Origin of the sequence: Actinoallomurus oryzae (assembly GCF_039541955.1) — a bacterium.
Classification (GTDB): Bacteria; Actinomycetota; Actinomycetes; order Streptosporangiales; family Streptosporangiaceae; genus Actinoallomurus; species Actinoallomurus oryzae.
Genome location: NZ_BAABHF010000038.1, coordinates 201512 through 228019, shown reverse-complemented (window position 1 = coordinate 228019; position 26508 = coordinate 201512). Strand labels below are relative to the sequence as shown.

Genomic DNA, 26508 nt, shown 5'->3' with positions numbered 1-26508 from the left:
TCGGTCGCGCCGTGCTCGGCGAAGGGGACTCGGTCGAGCTCGTGCTGCCGTTCACGCGGCCTGGGTCACCAGGGCCCGGATGGTGAGGGCGGACAGGCGGGCCTTGGGCAGGAAGCCGATCGCCGGGCTGGCGGCGACCATCTCGGCGAGATCGGTCGTCGCGTGGGTGGACATCATGATCACCCGTGGCGGTTTCGGCACCGCCTGCGTCAGGGCGTCGACGAGGTCGAAGCCGAACTCGGTGCCGAGCATGACGTCGACGAGCGCGACGTCCGGGCCGGCGTCTCTGGTCCGGCGGAGGGCTTCGGCGGGCGTCGTGGCGACGCCGACGACGTCGATTCCGTCGCGTTCGAGGTGGTCACCGGCGGCCCGGAGGAAGTGGTCGTTGTCGTCGACCAGCAGGGCCCGCAGGCGCGCGGTGTTCGGTGCGGCGTACGAGATCATTCGGGCCAGTCGGAGTTCTCGATCACCTCGACGAAGTCCCGGCGCCGGAAGCCGGGGACGTAGTGGGCCAGCACGTCGGCCTTGACGTTCCCGAAGGTCGTGTCGGGGCGGTCCTTGATGCCCTCGGTGAACGCGGCGAGGATCCGGTTCTTGAAGTCCGGGCGCGGGTGCGCCGCGACGACCGCCGCGCGCTGCTCGTCGGTGACCGCGTGGTAGCCGATCCCCAGGACGTCCAGCTCGACGCCGCGGGTGACCAGGGCCACCTCGGGCGCCATGTGCAGCGGGATCTCCGGGGTGGTGTGCAGGGCGATGCTCGTCCAGACGCGGTCGGCGGCCTCTCCGGTGATGCCATGGGCGCCCAGGAACCGGCGGGCCTCGTCGGCGCCGTCGATCTCGAAGCGCTGGTCGGTGCGGCGGAAGCGCGTCGTGAGCCCGAGGTCGTGGAACATCGCCCCGACGTACAGCAGTTCGGGGTCGAAGTCGAGCCGCTGCTCCCGGCCGCGCAGCGATCCCCACAGGAAGACCCGCCGGGAGTGGTGGAACAGCAGCGGCGGGGCGGCCTCGCGGACCAGTTCGGTCGCCTCCCGTACCAGGGCGGTGTCCGGGATCTCCACGCCTGCGATCAGGTCGTTCATCGTTTCTCCTCGATCGGTCATCTGTTTCCAGGGTTCCCCGGCGACGTAAACTGGGCCATGTCATTACTGCCAGGAAAACCACGGATTCGGACATGGCGCATCGGGTTGGCATCGTGGTCTTCGAGGGCGTGACCATGCTCGATGTCAGCGGTCCGTCGGAGGTGCTCCACCAGGCGGGCCGGCTCTCTCCCGGCTATGAGCTGGTGCTGGTCTCCCCGCACGGCGGCACGGTCACCACCTCCGCCGGGCTGGCGCTGACCGGCACGGTCCCCGAGGCCGACGCGGGCCCCGTCGACACGGTCATGATCGCCGGAGGCGACCTGCTGGCCCGGCAGCCGATCGAGGACGGGTTGCTGGCCGCGGTCCGCGGCCTCACCGCGCGGGCGCCACGGGTCGCCTCGGTGTGCACCGGGGCGTTCGTCCTGGCGGAGCTGGGCCTGCTCGACGGCCGCCGCGCGACGACGCACTGGCGCCACGCGGCCATGTTCGCGCGCCGTTACCCTCGCGTGCGGGTCGAGCCGGACGCCATGCACATCCGCGACGGGCGCTACGTCACCTCCGCGGGCATCAGCGCGGGCATCGATCTGACACTCGCCCTGGTGGAGGACGACCACGGAGCCGACGTGGCGAGGGACATCGCACGAGAACTCGTCGTGTTCATGCAGCGCCCGGGTGGGCAGTCACAGTTCTCCACGGCCATCACGACCCCGCCTGCCCGCGGTGACCTGCTGCGTTCGCTGATCGCATCCGTGCTCGCCGATCCGGCCGCCGATCACAGCCTGCCCGCCATGGCCGCGGCCGCCGCCGTCAGCACCCGGCACCTCGCCCGGCTGTTCCGCACCGAACTGGGCACCACGCCCGCGCGCTGGGTCGAGCGGGTCCGCCTCGACCGCGCCCAGCAGCTGCTCCTCGAAGGCCACAGTGTCACCTCGGCGGCGGTGCACAGCGGGCTCGGCACCGACGAGACCCTCCGCCGCGCCTTCGCGCGCCACCTGGGCACCACGCCGACCCACTACCGGAGGCGCTTCGCCACCACCCACCGACCGGAGTAGGCCGAAACGCCGACCGCGGCCCTGGCGGTGTCCGCCAGGGCCGCGGAGGCCGAACTGCTACGAATCCGCGCAGGTCAGCCGCGGCTGGGCGATGTCGGCGTTGTCGTAGGTGACGCCGTCACCGGCGTCGCCGACGTCGATCCGCACCACCTGCGCGCCGGTCAGCGGCACGTCGACGTGCGCGGTCGGCGTGCCGTTGGTCACGACGCCGCTGTCGTAGATCGACCGGCCGTCGGCGCTGATGCGGTACGTGACGGAGCCCTGCCCCTGGACCGAGTCGTCCAGGCCGAGGTCCGCGGTGAGCCGCGAGCACCGCCCGCCGAGGTAGTACTCGATCGAGGCGACCGCGTTGGTCCACAGGCCGTGCTGGTACGTCGTCCCGTGGATGGTCAGCGGCCCGCCGAAGTAACTCTTGTCGACGAGCACCGGCCCGTACCCGTTCGTCGCGGACAGCCACGACAGGTCGCTCAGGTAGGGCGACCCGGTGGGCCCCACGAGAACCCGTACGGTGCTCTCGGTCCGCGCCGTCGCCGCGTGCGCGCCGTCGCCCCACCGGTAGGTCGCCGTCCCGGTCAGGGTGTACGACCCGGGGCCGACGTCCGCGGGCACCGTCACCTGCCAGGTGCCGGACAGGCGCTTGCCCGTGGGCACGGCAGGCGCGCTGACGGGCCTGCCGTCGATCTTCCAGCCGGACGGACCCGTCAGGTTCAGCGTCGCGTCCGTGACCGCCGTCCGTCCGTCGTCGCCGAAGCCCGCCACCGTGGTGATCGTCTGTCCGGCCTTGGCGACGTGCAGGTCGGAGCCGGGATAGGCCGGCGGCACCTGCGGGTCGACGTCGACCTCGGTGGCCGGCGGGTAGTCGCCGGCCCCGTCCTTCAGCGGCGAGACGCGGTACAGCGCGGCGCTGTGGGCGGGCACGGAGGCGGCGATCACGCCCGCCGACTCGGCGGTCCGGTGCGCCCACAGGTCACGGACGGCGTAGGCGCCGGCGGAGGGCAGACCGGCGGCCTGGGCGGTGGTGGAGATCCTCGTCGTGGTGTCGCCCCGGTTGAGGAGCATGACGGCGCGGTCGCCGTTCGCGAGGGTGCGGATCCAGACGTCGGCGGCGTCGGTGTGGGACAGGCGCGTCGCCTGGGCGCCCCGCGGGTCCTGGTCGACGGCGATCACCTCGCGGTTGGTGAGGGTCGCCTTGGTGGCCGCGGACATGTTCCGCAGGTCGTTCCCGGCGAGCAGCGGGGCGGCGAGCATCGCCCAGGCGCTGAAGTGCGCTCGGCTCTCGGCGTCGTTCGCCATCTTGCCGACCATGAGGATGTCCGGGTCGTTCCAGTGCCCGGGCCCGGCGTACTGGGCCAGCGGCGCCTCCTGGTCGAGGTTGGCGAGGGTCTGGCTCCACTGCGAGCCGTAGTCGTTGTTGGTGCGCCACATGTTGCTGATGGCCGGCGCCCAGGTCCACGGCCGCAGCTTGGGGTCCCACTCGCAGATGCTGAAGAACATCGGCCGGCCGGTCGCCTTCAGCGCCTGGCTGTAGGCGGTGTACAGCTTCACCGCGACCTGCTGTTGCGACAGGCCCGGGAAGTCGCCGAACGGCACGTTGCACCAGTCGACCTTGACGAAGTCGACACCCCAGGACGCGAAGGTGTCGGCGTCGTCCTGGACGTGACCGTAGCTCCCGGGGTAGCCGGCGCAGGTCTTCGTGCCGACGTCCTCATAGATGCCGAGCTTCAGGCCACGGGCGTGGACGTAGTCGGCCACGGCCTTCATCCCGTGCGGGAACTTCGTGGGGTCGGCCCGCAGATGCCCGTTCGCGTCGCGGGTGGAGGCGGCCCAGCAGTCGTCGAGGTTGACGTAGCGGTAGCCGGCGTCGCGCATCCCCGAGCTGACCATCGCGTCGGCGGTCTGTTCGACGAGCTGCTCGTTGACGTCGCAGAAGAACGTGTACCAGTCGTTCCAGCCCATCGGGGGCGTGGCGGCCACCGGGGCGGAGGTGGCCGCTCGGGGCGTCTGGCCGAGCGGGCGGGCGGAGGCGGGGTTCGCGAGCGCCAGTGTGGCCACCAGCGCAGCGCCGATGGCGATGAGCGAGGTGATGAGGGAGGTGTGGCGGGTCGGGCGGATCACCTTTGCTCCTCTCGGGAGTCTGAGGCTTCCAGAACGTTGATCGCCGCGGAGGCCCGGCCGGACCGGTGTCTTCCCGTCTCGTCGAGGCGGTGATCCGGCCGATGTGATCCAGAGCATAAGGACCGTCTCGCCGGGCGGACATGTCTGAAGGAACGGCTCCCCTGGACAAAACGACGATCATGTCGCGAGGCGCGGTGCGATCGGCGGAGGTCCCTGGACGTTCCGGTGGCCCCGCCGCCTGCCGATGTCCACCCGGCGCGGCTGGTCGAGCGCGGTGGGCGGCTACGTGTTGCCGGTTGGTACGAGCAGGCCGAAGATGCGCACCGCGACTCTCCCGTCGGGCAGTGGCGCCCCGCCGTCCGCGACCACCGCCTCGCCGCCGGGCCACTGCTCGCCGTCCAGGAGCACCTCGTTGGTCTGGAGCCGGCCTTCGTGGTACGCGACGAACAGGCGGAGCCCGTGCACCGCTCGGGTGAGCGGCTCGGCGCGCAGCGCCTGCAGAAGCCGGTCGAACAGGGGCCCGGCGGAGGGCACCGACCGGTCGGTGAACAGGTTGATCTGGGCGCCCAGCACCAGTTCGAACGCGCCGCCCGGGTGCTCGTAACGCTCCCGTTCGACCTGGTCGGGGGCGGCACCGGGGCGGAGGAGGCCCTCGGCGATCGGGTGCAGCGCGCCGAGCCTGAACTTGTTCACCGCCCCGCCGATCGCGTCGCGCCAGGTGGTGCCGTGGCCGGCGAAGCTCTCCACCAGCCAGGGCCGGGCCAGTGCGGGGTGTGACACGGCGAAGTCGACCTGAGCCATCACCACGCCGGCCGGGGCGGGGTGGACGAACAGCTTCGCGTCCACGCTCGTCTCGCCGCCGAGCGGCACGCCGTGCCCGCGAAGGAAGCTCTCGAACGCGGCCCGCGGCGAGGGTACGCCGCCGTCGCCCGGCCCGACCGGCGGGAGGTCTCTGGCCAGCGCGGGCTCGCCCATCACCAGATCCGACAGCTGTGATCCGGCGTGCAGCGCGTTGTTGATCGCGTTGAACTCGCTGCTGCGCATCGCGATTCGCTCGATCTCGTCGCGGCCGGCCTGCTGCGCGCGGGCCGACGCGGCCACGAACACCGGTTCGGCCGAGAGGCTCACCCGCCCGCCGGGAGTCACCAGCGCGTCTTGGTACGAGACGTCCTGCAGCAACCGCCGCGTGTACGCCAGCGGCAGGAAGAGCAGCAGCCGCTCGGCCAGCCACGGCTCGACGCCGGCTCCGGTCAGCCGCTCCCAGACCTCATCGTCACCCGGCGGCTCGGCACCCGCGCAGAACGCGGCGATCCCCACCTCGACGGCGGCGTCGAACCCCGTTGCTTCGATCATCGCGCAACCCTACTTCCCGCCCGGAGACGGGACACGTCCACCGAGGACCTCCGTGGCCGAAGGTACGCTCCTTGCCCAGCGGAGGTACTTGCAGTACCTTCTAAGGAACTTCGAGTACCCATGAGGAGGAGTTGTGGCAATTCGACTGGCACTCGCCGGCGTCGTCCTGATCGTCGTCGGCGTCCTGGACCTCGGCGGCATCGGCCCGATCACGGCCGTGGCCGGCGCGGTCGCGCTCGTCGCGGCCGGAGTCGTCTGGAGCACCACGCGGAGGAGGACGTCATGAGCGAGCGGAGCGTGAGCACCGTGCGCCCGGTCACCACGCAGACGAAAGGAAGGCCCATGAGCGAGCACGGAGCGCCCGGTCGCTCCACCGGCGAAGCGGCGCCCACCGGAGGAGGCCGGCTCCGGGCCGTTCTGCCGAGCGTCGCGCTCAACGGCGTCGTCCCGCTCCTCGTCTACCTGCTCGCACGCCCGTACCTGCCGGGTGACGCCGTCGCACTGGCACTCGCGATGGCCGTTCCCGTCGTCTGCACCGTCGGCGCGTTCGCGTGGCGCCGGCGGGTGGACGCCATCGGGGCCATCGCGGTGGTCGCGTACGGCGTCGCGCTGATCGTCGTACTGCTGTCCGGCGGCGACCCGTTCGTGCTCAAGCTCCAGGAGGCCGTCGTCACCGGGCCGCTCGGGCTGGTGTTCCTGCTCTCGGCCGCGATGCGCCGGCCGATTCTCCTCCTCGCGGCCCGTCTGGCGAACCGGCGCGGCTCACCGGCGAGCGCGGAGGTCGAACGGCGACGCCGCCACGCCTCCACGGTGCTGACCGCGATCATGGGCGGCACGCTCGTCGTCCACGCGTCCGCGCTGACGGTGCTCGCGCTGGTGCTCTCCACGACCGAAACGCTGGCGCTGTCCCGCCTGGTCGGCCTGGCGATCCTCGGCCTCGGCCTGGCCGTGCTGCTCTGGTACCGCGCCCGGCTGCAGAGCGCCGCCCAAGCCGCCGCGCGGGCCGCCGAGGAGACCACGGGCCGGTGAACACCTCCCCATCGGCCCGTCGCCGGCAGCCTGCCCTGACGCCGGCCCCCGGAACACCCTGAAAGGGCCATCCATGCCTTCACCTCCAACCCCGCCACTCGCCGGGATCCGCATCGGGCTGTGCCGCGGCGTCTCGTACGGCCTGCTCGACTCCGCCGAGCACTTCATGCCGGCGATGCGGTCCCTGGGCTCCCGGCTCGTCCGCGTGAACCTGTACTGGTCGCAGGTCGAGCCGGAGCCCGGGCGGTTCACCTGGGACGTCGTGGACGCGTTCCTCGGCCAGCTCGACCCCGGCGACGAGGCGTGGGTCACGGTGTGTTCGAGCTCGCCGTGGGCGACGCGCCGGGCGACCCGCTTCCTGCCGTCCTCCCCGGCCCGCGACCTCGCCGAGTACCGGCGTTTCGTGGGGGAGCTCGTCCGGCACTGCGGCGGCGCCGTCCACTTCTGGCAGTGCGAGAACGAACCGTGCGTACCGCTGCTGTGGGCCGGCGGAGCCGATGAGTACCTGGCCCAGCTCGCGGTCTTCTCCCAGGTCGTACGGAAGGCGGCGCCGGACGCGCTCGTCGTGCTCGGCGCCGCCGTACCCGCCGCGATGTTCGCGCGGGAGTCCGGCGGTGACGAACGACGGGCCGGCTACTTCGAGGGGATCGTCCGCGGGGGCGGCGATCACTTCGACCTGTTCGACGTGCACCCGTACGGCGACCCGTACGCGATACCCGCGCTGATCGAGGCGTGCGGCTCTCTGCTGGCCGCCCACGGCGCCGTACGGCCGATCGTCGTCGGGGAGCACAACGGCCCGATGCCCACCGCCTTCCCGCAGAACCTCCCGCACCTCGGCGCGGTGCTCACCGAGCACCGGAACGTCTTCCTCGGGCGGACCATCCTGCCCGACGGCGGTCTGGACTTCGACCGGGAGACTCCCGCCGTGGCCGACCTCTACCGGCGGATGGACGACCTGCCGCCGACGCTGCGGATGTTCATGGCCGGCTGCCCCGCCGAACTGGCGGAGCGGCGCGACCGGATCCTCCGGGAGGAGCTGGTGATCCGCACCGTCCTCCTGCTGGCCGGCGGGGTCAGGCGCGTCGCGTGCTTCCAGCTGGCGCCGGAGGCGCCGGACACGGGTGGGCGTCTCAACGTGCGGTCGCTGATGTTCGACGCCTTCGCCCTCATGGACTACGAGAACGGGACGATCAGCGCCCGCCGTCCCGCGGCCGAGACGTTCGCGCTGATGGCGCGGGAGCTGGCCGACGCGTGCGAGGTCCGCCGGCTGGCGGCGGACCGGCCCGGCCTCCCGACGGACCGGCCCGGCCTCCACCTGTACGAGATCCGTCGCGAGACGCGTGACCCGGCCTATGTCGCCTGGAGCCGCGACGGGGAGACCGCGCACATCCCGGTGCCCTGGCGCTCCACCGGCCGGGCCGGAGGCGTCACCGCTCTGGGGGAGGACGTGCCCGTACGGTCGCGGGACGGCGAGGTCGTCGTCCCGGTCACCGCGACGCCGGTCATCGTCGGTCCGGGAGTCGCCCCGTGAGCCGGCCGGCGGCGATGCTGCTCGCGATCATGCTGGTCCTCGGCCTGCCCACGCCCGCGACCGCGGCCTCGCGTACGGACCTGCGCGGCGTCGGCGCGCTCGTCGACGAGATCGTCCCCGGGCAACTCGCACGGGAGCGGATCCCCGGCGCGGCGGTCACCGTGGTCGCGGGCGGGCGGACGGTGTTCGGCAAGGGGTACGGGCTCGCCGACGTCGAGCGGCACGTCCCGGTGAGCGCCGACCGTACGGAGTTCTTCACCGGCTCGATGGCCAAGACCATCACCGCGAACGCGGTTCTCCGCCTGGCCGCCGACGGCAAGCTCGACCTGAACGCCGACGTCAACACCTACCTGCGGCGGTTCCGGATCCCGGATGCGTACCCGGGCCGCCCGGTCCGGGTGCGGGACCTGCTCACCCACACGGCGGGGTTCGAGGACGACGTCCTCGGCAGGTCGTGGGACGATCCGGCCGAGGTCCCGTCCCTGGAGCGCATCGCCCGGCGCGTGCCGGCCCGCGTACGGCCGCCGGGCACGCTCGTCGCCTACGACAACTACGGCTACACGCTGGCCGGATACCTGGTCGAGGCGGTCTCGGGCGAGCCGTTCGACCGGTACGTGGAGCGGAACGTCCTCGCGCCGCTGGGCATGCGCGGCACGACGTTCGCGCTGCCGCACCCGCCCGCGGTCGACGCCGCGCTCGCCACGGGCTACCGGCCCGACGGCGACGGCTTCAGCGCGTACCGGCGCTACTACGGCGCCACACCGTCCGGGGTCGGCCCGGTCACCACGGCCGCGGACATGGGCCGCTACATGATCGCGCAGTTGCGCGGCGACCCGCGCCTCGGCCGCGGTGTGGCCCGGCAGATGCAGGCCCGCCAGTACGCCCAGGATCCGCGGTTGCCCGGCATGGGCTACGGCTTCGAGGAGTGGCCGCGCAACGGGCACCGCCGGGTCTACAAGGGCGGTGACGTGTCCGGATTCCACCAGGTCATGGCACTGCTGCCGGACGACGGCGTGGGGATCTACGTCGTCTACAACGGTGAGGGCCGCTCGATGGGGGAGGCGACCGTCCTGGCCGAACGGCTGGTGGACCGGATCGTCGACCGCTACTTCCCCGCCCGTCCGGGGGAGCGGCCCGCGCCGACCGGCGGCGACACGTCGGCGTACGCGGGCACGTACGTGCCGAGCCGGGTCCGCGGCGACATGCTGGGGTTCGGCACGCTCTTCTCGCCGGTCACCGTGACGTCGACCGGCGACGGAACCCTCCACACCAGCGGGCTGTCGCCCGATCCCGACCGGCCCGAGCAGGACTGGGTGCGGATCGGGCCCGGCCTGTTCGCCGAACGCGGCGGCCAGGAACGCATCGCCTTCGACGGCCACGGGCATCTCGCCGGCGGCCACACCGAGGAGGCGTCGGCGTACGAGCGCCGGACGGGGATCGCCTCACCGGTCCTGCACCAGATCATGCTGTACGCCGGCCTGACCGCCTTCCTCGTGGCGTTCGCGGCGATCCCGGTGATCGCGCTCGTCCGCCGCCTGCGCGGTCACCGTGGCACGCACCGGTCGGCCTGGTGGCTCGCCTGGCTGACCAGCGCGCTCGCGCTGGCGTCCGCGGCCGGCATCGCCTGGCTGTTCATCGTCGACTCCGACAACGCCGGGGACGCGATCTTCCTGGGCTCGACGGTGCTGACCGGCGCGCTGGTCGCCTCCTCGACGGCGTTCGTGCTCACCGCCGGTCTGGTCGCCTTCGCCGCGACCGCGTGGCTGCGGCGCTGGTGGCGGCCTGCCGGACGTGTCGCGTACACGCTGCTCACCCTGGGCGCCGCCGCCTTCATGACGGTCGCCTACGTCTACCACCTGGTCGGGGGCGTCTTCGCGTGAGCGCCGAACCGTCAGGGGGCGATACCCAGATCACGCCGCATCACGGTTCTCATGGTCGCGATCGGTTCCCATGCCCTGAGGCGCATGTCGTCCGCCTCCTCGACCGTTTCTCCTTCTTCGGGACTTCCACTGTCAATGCGCTTCAGTACTCCGTAAAGAGCGCCGAGTTGGCTGTTGACCTCGCGGGCGGCGGTCAGGACCGGGTCGGGCACGATCATTTGCGCCTCGGCGTGCCGCGCTCGATGCTCACGCCGAGCCTCCTCGACCTTCTCGCGAGCCGCGTCGGTGGGCTTTCCCGCCTGCAGGTCATAGAGGTAATTCGCCAGCTCTGTCAGAAAGAGCCGTGCCGCCGTGTTCAGTGCCACGTAGCACGCGCGGCGCGCTTCAACGGCCTCCTGCCGGGCCTGGTATTCGCGTTCTTCTCTTCGCTGCCGGTCCGCGTGCTCGAGCTCTCGCCGCTTGCTGTTGTTGGCGCTGTGCTGCGTCAGCAGCGCCGAGGCGAGAGTGCCCACAATGCCCAGGAACGCGATGAGGAGGGCACTCGTGGTGGAGCTCATGCCGACTCGCCGCGGGCCGACGACTCGTTGCGCACCCGGTACCGGTAGCGCAGCGGTGACTCGCCCACCTCCCGTTTGAACGCGGTGCTGAAGGCGCTCTCGGAGCCGTACCCCAGCTCGGCCGCCAGCGACCCCACGCGGACATCGCTGTCGCGAAGAGCGCGCTGCGCCAGCAGCATCCGCCAGCGGTTGAGATAGGCCAGCGGCGGGATGCCGGCCATGGTCCGGAAGCGTTCGGCGAACGACGTCCGCGACATCGCCGCGGCGCGCGCCAGGTCCTCCAGGCCCCACGGCCTCCCGGGTTCGGCGTGCATGAGGCTGAGCGCCGGGCGCAACCGTTCGTCGGCCAGCACCCGTAGCCACCCCGGGGGGAGTTCGGCCTGGCCGACATAGGCGCGCAGCACCTCGAGCAGCAGGAGCTGGCCGTACTGCCGGATCGCGAACGCCGCCCCGATCCGGTCTCCGGTCACCTCGTCGAACAGCCGGTCGAGGCTGCCGCGCAGGTTGGTCGCCGCGGAGGCCGATGCCCGGACGTGCCCCACCGGCGGCAGCGCCTGCAACAGCAGCGCCTGACCGGCCGCGTTGAGGTCGACGCGACCGCCGATGACCACGTCATCCGTGTCGGAGTCGGCGCCGATGAGGCCGGGGGAGGAAAAGCCCTCCTCGGGTATGACGTCGCGGGGCGGCCCGTCGCCGGTGCCGCCCTCGAGCTTCAGCCATGATCGGTTGTTGATGATGGCGACGTCGCCCGGCTCCAGCTCGATCGGCCCGTGGCCGGCGTCGGTGGTCAGCCGGGCCCGGCCGCACACCAGCGCGATGAACTTCAGCGGGTCCGCGATGGGGGTCTGTGACACCCAGGGGCCGCGTACCGCGAAACCGCCCGACAGCACACCGCGGACCTCGACGACGTCGAACACCTCGGATAGTTGATCACCGGACATGTCCGTACTATCGCGCAAGAAACGCGAACTGACAACTATTCAGAGTCCGGGAGGTCGGGGGCAGCCTGGTGGCATGACACAGAAACAGCACCCGATCGGATCCGGATTCACCGCCGCGTCGACGGCCGATGATGTCCTCAAGGGCATCGACCTGTCCGGCAAGAACGTCGTCGTCACCGGCGGTCACGTGGGCCTCGGCCTGGAGACCACCCGCGCGCTCAGCAAGGCCGGCGCGTCCGTCACCGTGGGCTCGCGCGACCCGGACCGCGCCGCCCCCGCGCTGGCCGGGATCGAGCGCGTCGAGGTCGGCCGGCTGGACCTCCTCGACCCGGCGTCGATCGACGCCTTCGCCGCCCGCTACGTGGATTCCGGCCGCCCGCTCCACATCCTGGTCAACAACGCCGGCATCATGAGCGGCCCGCTGCTACGCGACGCCCGCGGCTACGAGTCGCAGTTCGCGACCAATCATCTCGGTCACTTCCAGCTGACGCTGGGCCTGCTGCCCGCACTGCGCGCCGCCCACGGCGCCCGGGTCGTCAACGTGACCTCCGGGGGCCATCGGCTCTCCGACATCCGCTGGGACGACCCGCACTTCACCACCGGCTACGACGGCATGCTCGCCTACGGCCAGTCCAAGACCGCCAACGTGCTGTTCGCCGTGGAGCTGGACCGGCGGTGGGCCGAAGACGGAATCCGCGGCTATGCCGTGCACCCGGGCATCGTCGTCACCACGAACCTGGGACCCTCGCGAAAGGAGGACGGGCGTGCGGTGACCGATGACCAACTGCGGGCCATGGGGCTACTCGACGACGCCGGCCGTCCGGTCATCGACCCCGAGCGTGAGATGAAGACGCCGGGGCAGGGCGCCAGCACCAGCGTGTTCGCCGCGACCAGCCCGCTGCTCGCCGACATCGGCGGCGTCTACCTGAAGGACAACGACATCTCACCGCTGGACACGCCGAGACCCATGAACTTCGGCGCCGACCAGGACATCCCGTCCGACGTCGTACCGCACGCCGTCGACCCGGAGTCGGCGCGACGCCTGTGGGAGCTGAGCGAGCGGCTGCTCAAGGCATGAGCCCCGCTGCGATCTCGGCGTGGGACGCGGCCGCGAGCGCCGCTCACCACGCCGAGATCGTACGGCGGTGCGCGTCTTTACCGGGGAATGTTGGGGAACAACCGGTTCTGATAGTTTTCGCGGCGATGCGATGGCGGGACGGTAATGGTGACAAATGGCGGCTCCGGCAACGTCGGCTGGCCTGGCCCGCGAAAATGCCTCTCGGGGCGGCCGCCGACATGATGCCCAGCGGGGTCGGTGATGATCCGATCTCCGCGATCATCGCGCTTCCGGGCGTGGCCGTTTTCCTCGTCGTGCTGGCCCTGTGGCTGGTGGAGCTCGTTCTCCGCCTGCTCTTCGCCCCGGTGGCCATGGTGTTGCGGCTGCTCGGCGCGATCTCCTACCGGCTGGACCTGTTCTACAACGGGCGTCACGTCGAGACCTACAGGGTGACCGGCCTGTCCGGATTGTGGAGGGAACGCAGGCGCCTGGCCGCCGGCGGCGCGTACCAGGGATAGCGGGGCCGGTCAGGTCCTGTCGGCCGTACGATCTGCGAGCCCTGATGGCGCCTTGTCACCCCAGCGCACCCAGGTCGACGGCCCGCTTGAGGAAGACGATGCCGTCCATCAGGTCGAGCCGGGCCGGGTCCAGCGGGAAATAGGCGAAGTCGCGGGAGACGCGCGGGGCGGGCTTCGCGACCGCCTCGGCCAGGCGGCGGGCGTCGATGAGAGAGCGGTCCCACGGGAGCGTGGACAGGATGCCCTCGACGGTGTCCGGGGCCGGGGTGTCGCCGCCGGCCGTGCCGAGGGCCGAGGCCAGGAAGGCGTACCGGTCGCCCAGGTGCGTCGCGGCGATCGCCCCCGCGCTCCACCATTCCAGAACCTGGTCGCCGAACGGCATGGCGCTCCTGGCCCGCTGCAGGTGGAGATTGCTGGAGAAGACCAGGGCCGGGCCCTGCTCGGCGATGGCACGCAGGTTGGCGGCCATCATCGTGGCTCGCAGCGCCGACAGCCGGGTCCACCGTGCCGGGGAGGCGTCGGCCAGCCAGTAGTGGTAGCGGAGCAGGCCGGTGGCGGTGCGTCCGTACAGTGCCGCCCGCGCCCTGTCTTCCGCGCTCAGCTGCGGCTGCTGCGTGTCGAGCAGCGCCACCAGGTCGTCGGCGATCAGTCGCAGCCGCTGAGCGTCGGCGGACCGGCCGATCGACTGGGACGGATCCATGGCCGTGGCCTCGTTCGACCACCGGTCGTCCGGGCCCAGCAGCGTGTCCAGGGTCTCCCTGCTGACCACGGTGGAGGGGAGCGGTCCGTCGAGCAGGGCATAGAGTGCGGTGAGCGCCTGGCGCGGGCTCGCCGCCCAGTACTCCAGGGGGCCGTCGAACCCGAAGAACCGGAGCTTCTCGTCATGCTCCTCGTTGTACGCGCGCATCCAGCGCACGAGCTCACGGTTGGCCGGTGACTCGCCGAAGCGGTGGCTGAAGCCGCGTTCCATGACGTCATCGAGCGTGCCCGCGCCCGTCGTGACGTAGTCGTCCACGACGAGACCCATGAGGCAGTCGCTCTCGATGGCGAACGCCCGGTAGCCCTCGTGCTCGACCAGATGCCGGAAGATCTCGTTGCGCACCTCGCCCAGTTCCCCCACGAAGTGCCTGGCCTCGCCCAGGCCGAGCAGCAGGGGATTGGCGGGCAGCGACCGGAGGAACGCCGAGACGCCCGCGCCGTCGAGTGCACGGGCCATGTCCTTGATATCCATACCTTTGACGCTACCGTTGAACCTCCGATAGAGACTTTCACGCAGATTCTGCAACGCCATTTGCCGTGAACCTTCAATCGGTGAGGCATCCATGCGGGCGCCACGGGGAGAGTGGAATCTCCTGACTCGTGTCCCGGATTTGCCGGTTCGGCAATTTTCCGTGCGATCCACGGCGGCTCCGGGCGAGAGTGGTCGCCGTACCCGGCGTGAGGGTCATCCGCCGGACGGAGGCCCCCTGATCGAAGAGGACGACCATGCCGTCAACGCACCGCTCCGCCGCGCGCCGTCGCGACGCCGGGCCCCCGAAGACCGGACCCGGCGAGAAGGACGTGCTGCTGGGCTTCCTCGACTACCTGCGCGACTCGGTGATCGCCAAGACGCACGGCGTCCCGGAACCGCAGGTCCGCACGCCCGGCGTGACGTCGGGAACGAACCTGCTCGGGCTCGTCAAGCACCTCACCCACGTCGAACGCCACTGGTTGCTCGGCCATTCGATCTCCGACTGGGGAGCCACATTTCGCCCGGAAGCGCACGAAAGCGCCGACGACATTCTCCTCGGCTACCGGGAAACCGCGGCCCGCGCGAACGAGGTGATCGCCGCCTGCCCCGACCTCGCCACGGCCGGACCGCGCCCGGGCGGACGGCCCGGCCCGGCACCGTCCCTGCGCTGGACCCTCACTCACCTGATCGAGGAGACCGGGCGCCACGCCGGGCACGCGGACATCCTGCGCGAACTCATCGACGGCGCCATCGGACGCTGACCCGCCCAAGCCGGAAAAGGCAGCCGCCCCGGGCTCGGCGGCGTACGCGCCGAGCGGCTCGGCTTCTCCGGCCGAGCCGGGATCGGCCCGGCCGGAGAAGCCCGGCGTTACCTCGTCGGCGTGACCGACGGCGGCAAGGTCGGCGGGCAGCCGTCGCCCTTACAGGTTCCGCTGTAAACGGCGGCCGACCAATCGGCCTTCTTCACCGGTGCGTCCTTCAGATACCGGCTGATCGTCTTCTTGCCCGCGTAGCCCTCGATGCGCATCTTCTCGGCGCTGAGGCCGTCGGGGACGATGGCCACCGTCTTTCGCACGGTCGCGGGCAGTACCACCATGTCCAGCACGACCGGCTTCCCGACGGGGAGGGGCCCCGCGTCCGGAGCGCTGATCGTCGTGGAGCCCAGGAGACTGCCCCGCTTGTTGCAGTCCCCATAGCCCGAAAGATGACCGTTGGTCCAGGTGACGGCGATGGAGCCGGGGCGGCACTGGATCGTGGTCTCGGTGTTGGGGCCCGTGGGGGTGAACGTGATCCGCATCTTCTTCCCGCTCACCGAGAACCGCTGGGCCGCGATGCGCCGCATCCCCAGGTGCTCGTCGGGCAGTGCCGTGCCGCTCGACGCCGACATCACGGCGGCGACGTTGATCGTCGCGGGGCCGGTGTCGCCCGGTCCGGCGCCCGAGCCCGGCACCAGCAGGCCGGCGACTCCCAGCGCGGCGACCCCCGCGACCGCTCCCCCCGCCACCCGCATCCGGTTCCCCCGGCGGATCCGCCGCCGGACCTCGGCCACCCGGCCGGTCCGGTCCGGGGCGTCCGCGCTCGCCTGGTCCAGCACCTGGCGCAGCTCTTCGACCGTCGGCATCTCAGTTCCTCCTCGAATTCGCGGTGGCGGTGACGATCTGCGGATCGACGCGCAGCTTGGCCAGTGCCTTGCTGGTCTGGGACTTGACGGTGCCCACCGAGCAGTCCAGGATCTCGGCCACCCGAGCCTCGCTGAGATCCTCGAAGAACCGCAGCACGAGCACGGCACGTTGCCCGCGCGGGAGTCTGGCGAGGGCCTCCCACAGCAGGGCCCGGCTGTCCGCGGCTCCCATCGCGTCGCGGGCGTCGACGGTGTCCGGTGGCGCGGACGTCGGGATCTCACCGCGCCACCGGCGTCGCCACCACGACGCGTGGGTGTTGACCAGGGCCCGGTAGACGTAGGGGTCGGGATCGTCGCCGATCCGCCGCCAGGCCCGCCAGACCTTGACCAGCGCCGTCTGCAACAGGTCCTCCGCCTGCGCCCAGTCGCGGCAGAGCAGGTACGCGGTGCGCAGCAGCCTGGGCGACCGCGCCTCGACGTAGGCGGTGAACTCCGCCCGATCTCGCATAGGCCAACCTTCCGTTCGTCTCTCTGCCCGGTACTACCGGCGAGGTACGTCCGGAGGTTGCCCGCACAGCGGAATCAGCCGGGTGCTGGGACCGGACCGCTCAGCCGAGGATGAGCGGGAGCCTCCCGGCGAGGTCGCCCAGCGCGGCCTTCTCCGCGTCGGCCGGTGTGCGACGTCCGGTACCGATCAGCAGCGCGTCCTGGTCGGAGAACGAGCCGGGAAACGGGGCTCCCGCGATCTTCTCCAGCGACGCGCGTGCCGCTGCGAGGGTCTCGGCGGGAGGCGCGGCGGCCGACGGCAGATGCACGATCAGGTCGAGGTGGTGCAAGGTCCATTCGAGCACGTACGCGGACAGGTAGTCGCCGACGGTGAGCACCTCGTCCTTGGTGCTGACGCGGACGGCGGGATCGGCGAGCCCGGCCGCGCGGCCCGCGGCGGAACCGACGTCGTCGAGGTGGAACTTGAGCAATCGCGGATCACCGTACGCGGCGGCCAGCCGGGGGATCAGCGCGTCGAGCGGGTCCTCGCCGGTCGGGGGTTCGACGAGGTTCCAGTAGGTGACCGCGTCCACGGTCGGCGCCGTTTCGGCGGGCGTGACAAGGGTGATCAGGACGTCCTGGGCGTCGATGACCAGGTGGCACACCAGGTCACGGACGAGCCAGCCGGTACAGCCGGACGGCCGTTCGAAGTCCTCGTCCGGGACCTCGGCGACCGCCGTACGCAACGCCGTCCAGGAACGCGAGAAGAGATCCACGGCGGCACGGTAGTGCCCGGCCGGAACGGCGGACAAGCGCATTCGGACGCCACGCGCACCCGGACGGCGGGGTGACGGGGTCCACGACTCAGGCAGCGCGAAGGCCCCGGCACCGGCCAGTGCCACCGCGAGCACGCCACCGACGGCGGCGGCGACGATGCCCTTCCGGACCTTCGGTGCCTCGACGACGGAAGACGCGGTGACCGTCGTCGCCTCCTGGGACCGCTCCACGGGGCGCAGGTACCGTGGCGGGCCGGGGGGAGAAGCGGCGGTGTGCCCGGACCGGCGTAGGAAGTCTCGTACGGCGGCGGCGCCGACGGGCCTCCGGTCGGGTTCCTTGGCCAGCAGGTCCAGCACCAGCCGTTCGAGATGAGCGGGGATGTCCGGACGGTGTGAACGCGGCGGCAGAGGCGTCTCGTTGAGGTGCTTGTACATGATCGCGGCGAGTCCCGGGTCGTCCGCCTCGAACGCGGGCACCCCGGTGAACAGCTCGTACAGCACCCCGCCGAGGGCGTAGAGGTCCACGCGGTGGTCGACCGGCTGACCGCGGAATTCCTCCGGAGCCATGTAGCGAGGCGTGCCGAGCAGCCCGCCGGTGGCGGTCAGCGTCGTACGGTCGACCAGCCGGGCGATGCCGAAGTCACAGACCTTCACCCGGCCGTCCTGCTGCAGGAAGAGATTGGCCGGCTTGATGTCCCGGTGAACGACCCCGCGTGCGTGCGCCGCCGCGAGCGCGTCGGTGATCTGCTCCGCCAGACCGACCGCCTGGTCGATCGGCAGCCCACCGGGATTCGCCGCGAGGAGCTTGGCCAGATCGGTGCCCTGGAGGAGCTCCATCACCAGGAACATCACGGAGCCGTGGGTGTCGATGTCGAAGGCCGAACAGATGCCCGGGTGTTGCAGGCCGGCGGCGGACTCGGCCTCCCGGCGGAACCGCGTGACGCCGGTCGGGTCCTGCGCCATCTGCGCCGGGAGGATTTTGATCGCGATCGGGCGGTTCAGGCCGAGGTCGACCCCGCGCCACACCTGCCCCATGCCGCCCGCGCCGATGGGAGCGTCCAGCCGGTACCGCTGGGCCAGCAGCAGCCCCGCCTCCAGGCTCAGCTCACCCGGCGGTGTGTCTCCCCCGAAGCGATCTCTGATTTGTTCCAGATATTTCCACCACAAAGGGCGGCGAAGGGGAGAGAACTTAAGGGCGGGGAGAATGTCCATTTGGCGGTGGTCTCCATAATAATCATCGCTCTTACGATCGCCGGAATGACTGGAGGCCACCGTTGCCCTCGATCCATGACCTCGCGACCTGGGAACCGCTGCTGAGGCTCCTGCGGGCGGGCAGCGCGGAGAGTCTTGTCGCCCCCGGCGGTCACGTGGCGGGACGGATCGGCCGCGCCGGGTGGAGCGTCCCGCTGCCGCCGCGGTTCCCGCCGCCCGGCCGAGCCCTGCAGGTGGAGGACATGCAGGACGAGTTCGACGCGGTGGAGCGGGTGCAGAACGCGCTGGCGGACGTCGGCGCCGACGGCATCTCCTTCGTGGTGGAGATCTCACCGAACGGGCGGACCGTGCTCTCTCTGCTGGTCACCGGTCCCGCCGTGGAGGCCGGCTCTGGGGCGTACCCCGGTTCGCTCCTCCTGGTCGAGGGCGCCGTTCCGGAGCCCTGGCGCCGCCTTCCCGATCCGATACCCGCGGCGCCTGCCTCGTCGGCGGACCTGGCGTTGCTGGAACGGACGCTTCGCGAGCGGATACCCGGTGCCAGCGGCGCGACCGAAGCCGAGATCGCCGCCGCGGAGGCGCGCCTCGGCGTCGCGCTGCCCGACGAGCTCAAAGTGCTCTACCGGGTGACGCGGGGGCGGTGGGGGGACTGGGGGGATGACCACGCGGCAGCGCAGCGCGTCTCCGAGGCGGTCGGCTGCGAGCTCTTCCCGCCGGATGAGGTGTACATCGCCGACGCGCCGTCTCGCTTCTGCCCGTGGCAGTTCGCGGCGATGGAGGCGGTCGTCACCCCGCCCGACGCCGCCGTGCAGGGGCTGGTCGGCTCTCCCGGCTGGATCGCCTTCGGTGACACCGGCGGTGGCGATCGGGTCGCGACCGACCTCACCCCGGGCCCGCGCGGGCACCTGGGGCAAATCATCGTGCTCGATCATGAGCAGAGCATCGGCGCCGACCTGCTCGCCGACTCCCTCACGGACCTGGTGGTGAACCGGCGCAGGGACTGGTATTCCGGCCGTCGCCGGGACGAGCCGCCGGTCGTGGCCAGGGTCAACATCAGAAGCCTGACGAGCGTTCAGGCCGCCGCCCACCCCGAACTGGAGGTTCTGAGCATCGGCGTCTGGGAGGGCGAGCCGCTCGGCCTCGCCCCTGTCATCGGGCTGCCCCGGCTGCGGACCCTCACCGCCTATCCCGGTACGCTCGCCGACCCCCTGGAGATCGCCAAGCTGACCGGGCTGGAGTTCCTCGAGCTGGGGCCGGAGGAGTGGCGCGTTCTCCTCGACGCCGAAGCCGTCCCGCGCGGCCTGTCCGCCGCCGGGATCGTGGTGCACGGCGATCGGCACCCGGTTCCGGTCGTGGGCATCGCCAACGAACTCCTCGCCCTCTGGGACCGTCCCCCGATCACCCAGACCATCCTGGAAGGTGACCTCGGCCCCGTGGCCTGAGTCACCGGTGGCGGCCGACGGATCCGGCGCGCGACCGTGACCTGGTCGCCGCCGGTCACGACGTCAGCCGGGTAGTGCGGTGATGAGGCGCAGGGAGCCGAGGAAGTACGGCTGCTGGCGTAGGTGACCGTGACGGCGATCCCACGCGCCATCGGCGAGGTCGGTTCGCAGCCGTTCGACGGCGCGGCCGATCGCCTTCTGGTCGACGAATCCCCAGGCGGACTGCGACTTGCGGACGAGGGGGTCGAGGAAACGCTCCGGCCGTGCGTAGTAGGCCTCGGTGAACCCGTCGACGCAGTCGATCGGGATCGGGACAGAGGTGATGGTGGTGGTGCCGCCGAGCACCTGCCGTACGTGGGCGATGTCCGGGTAGCGGCGCCGTTCGGCGGCGATCAGTTCGGGGGCGTACTCCGCCAGCCACAGCAGGTCCAGAGCGTCGCCGTCGAAGGTCAGGATGACGACCGGCCCGCGGCTGACGCGGCGCAGCTCGCGCAGGCCCGCGTCGGTGTCGGACCACTGGTGGATGGTCACGGTGGCCATGGCGGCGTCGAAGGCGTCGTCGGGAAAGGGCAGGTTCTCCGCGGTGGCGTTGACCGCGGTGGCCAGGTGGCCGGGACGCTGCGAGCGCATCGACGCGGAGGGCTCGACCGGCGTCACCCGGCGGTCCACCGGCTCGTACGACCCGGCGCCGGCGCCGACGTTGATCACGGTGCGCGCGTCGCCGAGCGCCGCGTGGACGTACGCGGCGATGCGGGGATCGGTGCGTCGCTGGACGGCGTAGCCGGCGCCGTGGGTCTCGTAGTCGAAGTCACCGGCGATCGGTCCGCTCACGAAGAGCCTCCTGTTCAGATGGACGGGTAATAAGCCGCATCCGGCTCGGGCCGTGGTCGTGGCCGCGGCTCGCCGGCCGGCGGTGCCGATCCTCTCCGCCATGCGTCCCGCCCCGAGTGAGTTCCGAATCGGAACTGACTATACTGAACGGCGATCACACCACGGAAGGCTGGGCCGGATGCGGTACCCCGACGTCGCCGACAGCGACTGCGCGATCGCCCAGGCTCTCGGCGTGGTCGGCGACTGGTGGACGCTGCTGGTGCTCCGCGATCTGGCCGGCGGCATCACGCGGTTCTCCGACCTGGCCGACGAGCTCGGCATCAGCCGCAAGGTCCTGACCGAGCGGCTGGGCGCCCTGGTCGAGCACGAGGTGGTCGAACGCCGTCCGTACAGCGACCGTCCGCCCCGCTACGAGTACCACCTCACCGAGAAGGGGCGTGGCCTGCTGCCCGTACTCGTCGCGCTGCAGGACTGGGGCGGCCGGTTTCTGCTCGGTGACGGATCCCTGACCGCGACCACCACGGCCGGATCGGCGGAAGCCGTACGCGTGCACGGCCTCGTCGGTCATCGCGTCCCGCCGCAACTGCTGGCCGACCGCCGGAACGGCCGTACCGACCCGGTCGCCGGCACCGAGTGGACGGTGCTGTACTGCTTCCCCGGCGCCTGGGCGCCGGGCACCACTCCCGGGAACCCCCCGGGCTGGGACACCATCCCCGGCGCGCCCGGCTGCACGCTCGAATCGAGCACCTTCCGCGACCGGCTACCCGGCTTCGCCGACCGCGGGGCGACCGTCCACGGGGTGAGCACGCAACGGCCCGACCAACTCGACGCGTTCGCCGAGCATCACCGCATCCCGTTCTCGCTGCTGTCCGACCAGGACCTGGAGCTGACCACGGCGCTGCGACTGCCGACCTTCCGCGCCGCAGGCGTCGACCGGCTCAAACGACTCACCCTGGTGATCGACCGCGCCCGTACGATCCGCGCGGTCCTGTACCCGATCTCCGACCCGGCGGGCTCCGTCTCCGACGCCTTGGCCCACCTCGACGCCCTGAGCCACGGACCGGCCGTATCCGGGTAGAGCCGCGCGGCGAGGTCACGTGGGGCCGTCCGGTGATGCCTTTCGGTCCCGGGGCCGCGCATACTGACGCGCATGGCCTTCACCGACGACATCAGCGGGTGGATCAGCGCGACGGCGAGTCTCCACGAGAGCACCGTCTCCGACGAGTTCGCCGACGACGCCGGGCGTGCGGCGGAGACGCTGGTGGACGGCTCCGGACTCCGCGACGCTCCAGCCGACGTCATGCGGATGTTCACCCGTCTGATCGAGGTCGGCTACGCCCAGGCGCTCCGCGACGTACGCGACGGCGAGTACGACGACGGCATCGGCGAACGGCCTGAGCCGGGCACGTCTCCGGCGCCGGCGGTGGCACCCACGGAGAACCTGTTCGACGGTCAGGCTCGCGGAGTCATCCTCCAGGCCCGCGACGTGAACCTCCGCGGCGCGACCATCACCACCGGATCGGAGGCCGCCGCCGGAAGACTCATCGCGGTGCCGGCGGTGCACGCCCCGGAACCGGACGCCCCCTTCTCCTACACGAGCCGCCACGAGGACGACGGGCGCCTGGTCATCGCGCCGCACGCCGACCACCTGAGCCTGCTCCGAGCCGGCGGTCCGCTGTCGACCGACCGGTACGCGCGGCTGCCGTGGGTCCGCTCCTTCGACTGGCCCACACTCGACCTCACGGTCGTCAACAACACGCGCGAGGTCGCGCACTTCCACGAGGCGCTCTTCACCGTCGCCTCCTCCCGTACCGATCCGCGGCCGGTCCCGGTGATCCTCGGCAGCGCGAAGGGGCCGGGCGTGACCCTGGAGAACCTGGGCTGGGGGCCGATGGACGACTGCGTCCTGCGTTTCCACCTGGAACACCCGGGGGAAGACACGCCACGGACCGCCGAGCGGACCTGGCCGCTGAACGGCGACGGCCGGCCCACGGATCGGACCGCCATGGACGACGCGCTCGCCGAGGCCGGGGTGAACGTCGCCATGGTGGAGAAGTTCCGGTACAACATCGGCCGTGCCATGCGCCGCGCTCTCGGCCCCTTCTCCTCGGGCGAGATCGCCGTCGTCGGGACGCTGGAATTCACCCAGGCCGAACCGGACGGAAGCCGGTCACGGCGCGTCCACCCGTACCGGGGGATCATCGACTTCTCCCTGCCTCCCCTCGACGTTCCCCGTCCGGCCACCGCCGCCAGGCACCAGGTACGGCTCCGCGCCGATGGCGACGGCTACACGGTCGCCACGCAGATCTCCCAGTCGCTGACCCCCGGCCAGACCGGCCGCTTCACCGTCGCGCTCGGAGCCGACCGTTCCTCGGTCCACGACCTGACCATCGACCTGCGATACAACGGCGCCGAACGGCTCGACTGCGGCGCGGTCGCCCTCGAACTGTTCCGGCCACGCACCGAATAGCGATGCGCGGTACGGCGGGCGGGGTCACGCGTCGCGCAGGCGGAGCAGCAGTCCGCCGCACAGGAGGGCCGCGGCGCTCCAGGCGGCGAGGACGCCGAGGCCGGCCCAGGGGCCGAGGGGCAGGCTCCGCAGATCGGTGGTGGCCTGGATGGCCAGCCCCGCGTCCATCGGCGAGACCTGCCACAGCCGCCGCTGCCAGTGCGGGTCCGCGACCACGTGGCCGACGATCGGGAAGAGATAGAGCAGGCCGAGCACGGAGCCGACGGCGGCCGCGGAGTCCCGTACGGCGGTGGCGACGCCGAGGCCGAGCAGGGCGATCAGCATGAGATAGAGGACGGAGCCACCGGCCGCACGCAGCGTCGCCCCGTCGGCCAGGGACGGCAACGGGTGGCCGTGCGCGGGGGTGAAGCCGCTGCCGGGCAGGATCAGCCGTGCGGCCAGCACCGACCCGAGGACACCGACCGTACCCGCCGCCATCGTCAGGCCGGACAGGACGGCGGCCTTGGCGGCGAGGACGGCGGCCCGGCCCGGCATCGCGGTGAGCGTGGTACGGATCATGCCGGTGCCGTACTCGCCGCTGACGCCCAGCACGGCGAGCAGGGCGACGGCGGCCTGACCCAGCTGGACCCCGGTGAGGCCGAGCTTGGTGGTGTCCGTGGCGCAACCGGTCGATGGGCAGGTCACGGCGGTGGCGGCCACGGCGCTCAGCGCCACCGTCAGCCCGGCGACGGCGAGCAGCAGCCAGGCGGTGCCCGGCACGGTGCGCAGCTTCGTCCACTCCGCGTGCAGGTGGCGCCTCATGCGTCCCTCCGCCGCAGCCGGAGGACGGCCAGGCCGAGGGCGAGCGCGGCGTAGGCGCAGAGCACGGCGAGGCCGGCCCACGGCGCCAGCGGATAGTAGCCGTCCTGCGGCACGTAGTGGCCCGTCACCTGGGGATACTCCGGGATGCTCTGCTGGACCGCGAACGCGGCGGCCGGCGTGAGCCGCAGCAGCCACTGCGCCGCGCCCTCGGGCAGGACGGAGGCGGTGGCCAGGACGTGGGGCAGGGCGAGCACCACGACGGCGGCGGTCACCGCCGCGACGCTCCGCCGGAACAACGCGCCGAGGGCCAGGGCGAAGACGGCCGCGGCGGCGAGCAGCGCCGCGGTGCCCACCACCACCCGCAGTTCGGTCGGCCGGGTCACCGGAAGGACGTAGTTGCCGTTGGCGCGCAGGATGTGCGTGCACGCCGGGACGGCCACCACGGCGGCGATCAGCCCGGTGACGAAGGCGACCAGGCCGATCACGATGGCCTTAGCCGCCAGCACGCGGCCACGTCGCGGGCCGGCGAGCAGGGTGGTACGGATCAGGCCTCGCCGGTACTCGGACGTGATGAACAGCACCGCCACGATGACCAGCACGATCATCCCGGCGAACACGCCGGTGAGGGTGTTCTCGATGCGCATGCCCTCACCGGAGCCGCGCGGCGCGATGTCGCCGCTCCCGGTGACGGTGAACGCGCCGCCGGACTCCTCGACGCCGGCCGGCCGGTGGTACCGCTCCCAGTCGGTCTTCTCGCCGGTGGCCCCCACCTCGTCGTGGCTCCACGCGCCACCGGGCGTCTCGCCGCGCACCGTGACGTGGTCGAACACGCCGGTGGCCTGGGTGAAGCGCTCCTGTTCGACGCTGCCGCCGAGAGCGCCCTGCTTCACCGTCAGGTCGCCGGGGGAGGTGACGAGGAGCCCGACCTGCGCCGTGGACGGGAGCCCGGCCGGATGAGCCGTGCCGACCCTGGTCCAGTGCGTGCCGTCGGACGATTCGTAGCCGGTGAGCGTGTCGCCGGAGCGGGTCAGCCGCAGCCAGCGCGGGGACGCCGCGGAGGCGCCGCCCGGGCGACCCGCCGTGTCCTCCGTGAAGTCGTGCTGCATCCGCACGCCGTGCCTGCCGGTGAGCACGACGGCCGCGTAGGCCGATCCCGGCCGCGTGCCGTCCTTGATGATGACTCCGGCCTTCGCCCACGGCACGAGGCCGGGAACGATCGCGTCGTGGTCCGGCGGGGGATAGGTGATGATGCCGGTCAGCGAGGTCAGCCGTACGGTGATGGAGCCGTCTCCGGTGAGCGACCGGTGGACGAAGAAGAAGCGGTCGTTCACGGCTTCGCCGCCCGGTCCCACCGGAACGGCGGGGCAGGCGGTCCCGGCCGGACCGCCGGCGCACGAAGAGTGGCTGCCCTGCGCGGAGAACAGCCCGAGCAGCACGGTGACCAGTGCCGCGACCGCCATGGCGATCACCCAGCCGCGGACCGTACGGAACTTGGTCCACTCCGCGTGCAGCAGGTGGACGAAGCCGGCCCGCACGCCCGGCCGGTCGGGTGCGACGGTGGCGCTCGTCATCGTGCCTCCCCCCGGGCGGTGGCGGCGCGGAACTGGACCGCGTCGCGCGTGAGCTCCATGTAGGCCTCCTCCAGCGTCGCGCGATGCGGTGCGACCTCCGAGAACGGCACCGCCCTGGCACCGAGGAGGGCCACGACCCTCTCCGCCGCCAGCCCGGAGACCGTCAGCGTGTCCCACCCGGTGGCGGTGACGGTGGCGCCCTCGGGCTCCAGTACGCTCGCGGCCACCGAGCCCGCCGTGGTGCGCAGCGTCACCCGGTCGCCGGCGGTGGCGGCCAGCAGCTCCGCCACGCCGGCGTCGGCGATGACCCGGCCGCGGCCGACCACCACCAGATGGTCGGCGGTGTCCTGGAGCTCGCTCATCAGGTGGCTGGACACCAGGACCGCGCGCCCCTCGGCGGCCAGCGACCGCAGGAGACCGCGGATCCACACGATGCCCTCGGGGTCCAGGCCGTTGAACGGCTCGTCGAGCATGAGCACCGGCGGGTCGCCGAGCAGCGCCGCGGCGATCCCGAGCCGCTGCCGCATGCCGAGGGAGTAGCCGCCCGCCCTCCGGCGGATCACGGCCCGCAGCCCGACCTGCTCGACCACCTCATCGACGCGCCCGGCGGTCAGCCCCTGGGAGTGGGCCAGCCACCGGAGATGGTCGCGGGCGCTGCGGCTCGGCTGTAGCGCCGAGGCGTCCAGCAGCGCTCCGACCTGGCTCAGCGGGCGGCGCAGGCTCCCGTACGGCCGCCCGCCGACCAGCGCGTGGCCCTCATCGGCCGCGTCCAGGCCGAGGATCACCCGCATCGTGGTGGACTTTCCCGCACCGTTGGGGCCGACGAAGCCGGTGACCCGCCCCGGCGCGACGGCGAAGGACATCCCGTCCAGCGCCACGGTCGGCCCGAAGCGTTTGCGCAGGCCGTTGACCTCGATGGCTGCTCTGGTGCTCATAGCGTGACGTGTCCTTGTTCGTT

The 26508-nt window shown here is 71.9% G+C and carries 25 protein-coding genes and 1 pseudogene; 11 read left to right on the top strand and 15 right to left on the bottom strand.

All coding sequences use genetic code 11. The annotated features are described in order from the left end of the window. Positions 1-51: 51 nt before the first annotated feature. Both ABEA10_RS31045 and ABEA10_RS31040 read right to left on the bottom strand, forming a co-directional pair. Positions 52-444: a response regulator gene (locus tag ABEA10_RS31045; protein WP_345469947.1), complete on the bottom strand. Its 393-nt coding sequence runs from the start codon at positions 442-444 to the stop codon at positions 52-54. Then, positions 441-1079 carry an HD domain-containing protein gene (locus ABEA10_RS31040; RefSeq protein WP_345469945.1) on the bottom strand — a complete coding sequence of 213 codons (639 nt, stop codon included), beginning with the start codon at positions 1077-1079 and terminating at the stop codon, positions 441-443. The genes ABEA10_RS31045 and ABEA10_RS31040 overlap by 4 nt, the downstream gene beginning before the upstream one ends. 92 nt (positions 1080-1171) lie before the next feature. Here ABEA10_RS31040 and ABEA10_RS31035 point away from each other — a divergent pair, with 92 nt between their 5' ends. Then, on the top strand, positions 1172-2131 hold the full coding sequence (locus ABEA10_RS31035) for a GlxA family transcriptional regulator (protein WP_345469943.1): 960 nt from the start codon (positions 1172-1174) through the stop codon (positions 2129-2131). A gap of 57 nt (positions 2132-2188) precedes the next feature. Here the strand turns inward: ABEA10_RS31035 and ABEA10_RS31030 are convergent, their stop codons facing one another. Then, positions 2189-4246, bottom strand: coding sequence for an NPCBM/NEW2 domain-containing protein (locus ABEA10_RS31030; protein WP_345469941.1), 2058 nt, complete (start codon positions 4244-4246; stop codon positions 2189-2191). A 282-nt stretch (positions 4247-4528) separates the two neighbouring features. After that, entirely contained in the window at positions 4529-5599 is a 1071-nt protein-coding gene (locus tag ABEA10_RS31025; protein WP_345469939.1) for a DUF6348 family protein, read from the bottom strand. A gap of 133 nt (positions 5600-5732) precedes the next feature. Here ABEA10_RS31025 and ABEA10_RS31020 point away from each other — a divergent pair, with 133 nt between their 5' ends. The 4 genes from ABEA10_RS31020 to ABEA10_RS31005 all read left to right on the top strand — a co-directional run bounded on the left by ABEA10_RS31020 (position 5733) and on the right by ABEA10_RS31005 (position 10039). Beyond that, positions 5733-5885 (top strand): hypothetical protein, encoded by a 153-nt coding sequence (locus ABEA10_RS31020; RefSeq protein ID WP_345469937.1) that lies wholly within the window; start codon positions 5733-5735, stop codon positions 5883-5885. Between the two features lie 56 nt (positions 5886-5941). Beyond that, positions 5942-6628, top strand: a complete 687-nt coding sequence (locus ABEA10_RS31015) for a VC0807 family protein (RefSeq protein ID WP_345469935.1) — start codon at positions 5942-5944, stop codon at positions 6626-6628. Between the two features lie 73 nt (positions 6629-6701). Then, positions 6702-8159 carry a hypothetical protein gene (locus ABEA10_RS31010; RefSeq protein ID WP_345469933.1) on the top strand — a complete coding sequence of 486 codons (1458 nt, stop codon included), beginning with the start codon at positions 6702-6704 and terminating at the stop codon, positions 8157-8159. Next, positions 8156-10039, top strand: coding sequence for a serine hydrolase domain-containing protein (locus ABEA10_RS31005; protein WP_345469931.1), 1884 nt, complete (start codon positions 8156-8158; stop codon positions 10037-10039). Before ABEA10_RS31010 ends, ABEA10_RS31005 begins: the two co-directional genes overlap by 4 nt. A gap of 11 nt (positions 10040-10050) precedes the next feature. Here the strand turns inward: ABEA10_RS31005 and ABEA10_RS31000 are convergent, their stop codons facing one another. Both ABEA10_RS31000 and ABEA10_RS30995 read right to left on the bottom strand, forming a co-directional pair. Then, positions 10051-10596, bottom strand: a complete 546-nt coding sequence (locus ABEA10_RS31000) for a hypothetical protein (protein WP_345469929.1) — start codon at positions 10594-10596, stop codon at positions 10051-10053. After that, the gene (locus ABEA10_RS30995) at positions 10593-11537 is read right to left on the bottom strand and encodes an AraC family transcriptional regulator (RefSeq protein ID WP_345469928.1); all 945 of its coding nucleotides are present in this window, start codon (positions 11535-11537) and stop codon (positions 10593-10595) included. Before ABEA10_RS30995 ends, ABEA10_RS31000 begins: the two co-directional genes overlap by 4 nt. Before the next feature lie 73 nt (positions 11538-11610). Between ABEA10_RS30995 and ABEA10_RS30990 the strand changes: the two genes are divergently transcribed. After that, the gene (locus ABEA10_RS30990) at positions 11611-12615 is read left to right on the top strand and encodes an SDR family NAD(P)-dependent oxidoreductase (protein WP_345469926.1); all 1005 of its coding nucleotides are present in this window, start codon (positions 11611-11613) and stop codon (positions 12613-12615) included. A gap of 194 nt (positions 12616-12809) precedes the next feature. Continuing rightward, a complete protein-coding gene (locus tag ABEA10_RS30985) occupies positions 12810-13112 on the top strand; it encodes a hypothetical protein (RefSeq protein WP_345469924.1) in 303 nt (100 codons plus the stop codon). A gap of 55 nt (positions 13113-13167) precedes the next feature. Here the strand turns inward: ABEA10_RS30985 and ABEA10_RS30980 are convergent, their stop codons facing one another. Next, positions 13168-14343, bottom strand: coding sequence for an erythromycin esterase family protein (locus ABEA10_RS30980; RefSeq protein WP_345469922.1), 1176 nt, complete (start codon positions 14341-14343; stop codon positions 13168-13170). A 254-nt stretch (positions 14344-14597) separates the two neighbouring features. Between ABEA10_RS30980 and ABEA10_RS30975 the strand changes: the two genes are divergently transcribed. Then, positions 14598-15104, top strand: a complete 507-nt coding sequence (locus tag ABEA10_RS30975; RefSeq protein WP_345469921.1) for a DinB family protein — start codon at positions 14598-14600, stop codon at positions 15102-15104. A gap of 107 nt (positions 15105-15211) precedes the next feature. Here ABEA10_RS30975 and ABEA10_RS30970 read toward each other — a convergent pair whose 3' ends face one another. From ABEA10_RS30970 to ABEA10_RS30955, 4 genes and pseudogenes are all read right to left on the bottom strand, one after another. Continuing rightward, positions 15212-15964: a hypothetical protein gene (locus ABEA10_RS30970; protein ID WP_345469920.1), complete on the bottom strand. Its 753-nt coding sequence runs from the start codon at positions 15962-15964 to the stop codon at positions 15212-15214. A 1-nt stretch (position 15965) separates the two neighbouring features. Next, entirely contained in the window at positions 15966-16472 is a 507-nt protein-coding gene (locus ABEA10_RS30965; RefSeq protein ID WP_345469919.1) for a SigE family RNA polymerase sigma factor, read from the bottom strand. Between the two features lie 100 nt (positions 16473-16572). Beyond that, positions 16573-17226: a maleylpyruvate isomerase N-terminal domain-containing protein gene (locus ABEA10_RS30960; RefSeq protein ID WP_345470000.1), complete on the bottom strand. Its 654-nt coding sequence runs from the start codon at positions 17224-17226 to the stop codon at positions 16573-16575. Positions 17227-17553: 327 nt separating this feature from the next. Beyond that, a pseudogene (locus tag ABEA10_RS30955) lies at positions 17554-18438 on the bottom strand (serine/threonine-protein kinase); the annotation flags it as partial. A 62-nt stretch (positions 18439-18500) separates the two neighbouring features. Between ABEA10_RS30955 and ABEA10_RS30950 the strand changes: the two are divergent. Further along, the gene (locus tag ABEA10_RS30950) at positions 18501-19877 is read left to right on the top strand and encodes an SMI1/KNR4 family protein (RefSeq protein WP_345469918.1); all 1377 of its coding nucleotides are present in this window, start codon (positions 18501-18503) and stop codon (positions 19875-19877) included. Positions 19878-19940: 63 nt separating this feature from the next. Here the strand turns inward: ABEA10_RS30950 and ABEA10_RS30945 are convergent, their stop codons facing one another. Next, the gene (locus ABEA10_RS30945) at positions 19941-20708 is read right to left on the bottom strand and encodes a class I SAM-dependent methyltransferase (protein WP_345469916.1); all 768 of its coding nucleotides are present in this window, start codon (positions 20706-20708) and stop codon (positions 19941-19943) included. Positions 20709-20886: 178 nt separating this feature from the next. On the opposite strand from ABEA10_RS30945, the gene ABEA10_RS30940 reads away from it, so the two are divergent. Together ABEA10_RS30940 and ABEA10_RS30935 are read left to right on the top strand one after the other, a co-directional pair. Continuing rightward, entirely contained in the window at positions 20887-21786 is a 900-nt protein-coding gene (locus ABEA10_RS30940; protein ID WP_345469914.1) for a winged helix-turn-helix transcriptional regulator, read from the top strand. Positions 21787-21858: 72 nt separating this feature from the next. Beyond that, the gene (locus ABEA10_RS30935; RefSeq protein WP_345469912.1) at positions 21859-23178 is read left to right on the top strand and encodes a hypothetical protein; all 1320 of its coding nucleotides are present in this window, start codon (positions 21859-21861) and stop codon (positions 23176-23178) included. A gap of 24 nt (positions 23179-23202) precedes the next feature. Here ABEA10_RS30935 and ABEA10_RS30930 read toward each other — a convergent pair whose 3' ends face one another. The 3 genes from ABEA10_RS30930 to ABEA10_RS30920 are packed head-to-tail and all read right to left on the bottom strand — an operon-like array spanning position 23203 to position 26485. Then, positions 23203-23979 (bottom strand): ABC transporter permease, encoded by a 777-nt coding sequence (locus tag ABEA10_RS30930; protein ID WP_345469910.1) that lies wholly within the window; start codon positions 23977-23979, stop codon positions 23203-23205. Then, positions 23976-25550, bottom strand: a complete 1575-nt coding sequence (locus ABEA10_RS30925; protein ID WP_345469908.1) for an ABC transporter permease — start codon at positions 25548-25550, stop codon at positions 23976-23978. Before ABEA10_RS30925 ends, ABEA10_RS30930 begins: the two co-directional genes overlap by 4 nt. Further along, positions 25547-26485 carry an ABC transporter ATP-binding protein gene (locus ABEA10_RS30920; protein WP_345469906.1) on the bottom strand — a complete coding sequence of 313 codons (939 nt, stop codon included), beginning with the start codon at positions 26483-26485 and terminating at the stop codon, positions 25547-25549. Before ABEA10_RS30920 ends, ABEA10_RS30925 begins: the two co-directional genes overlap by 4 nt. Positions 26486-26508: the final 23 nt, after the last annotated feature.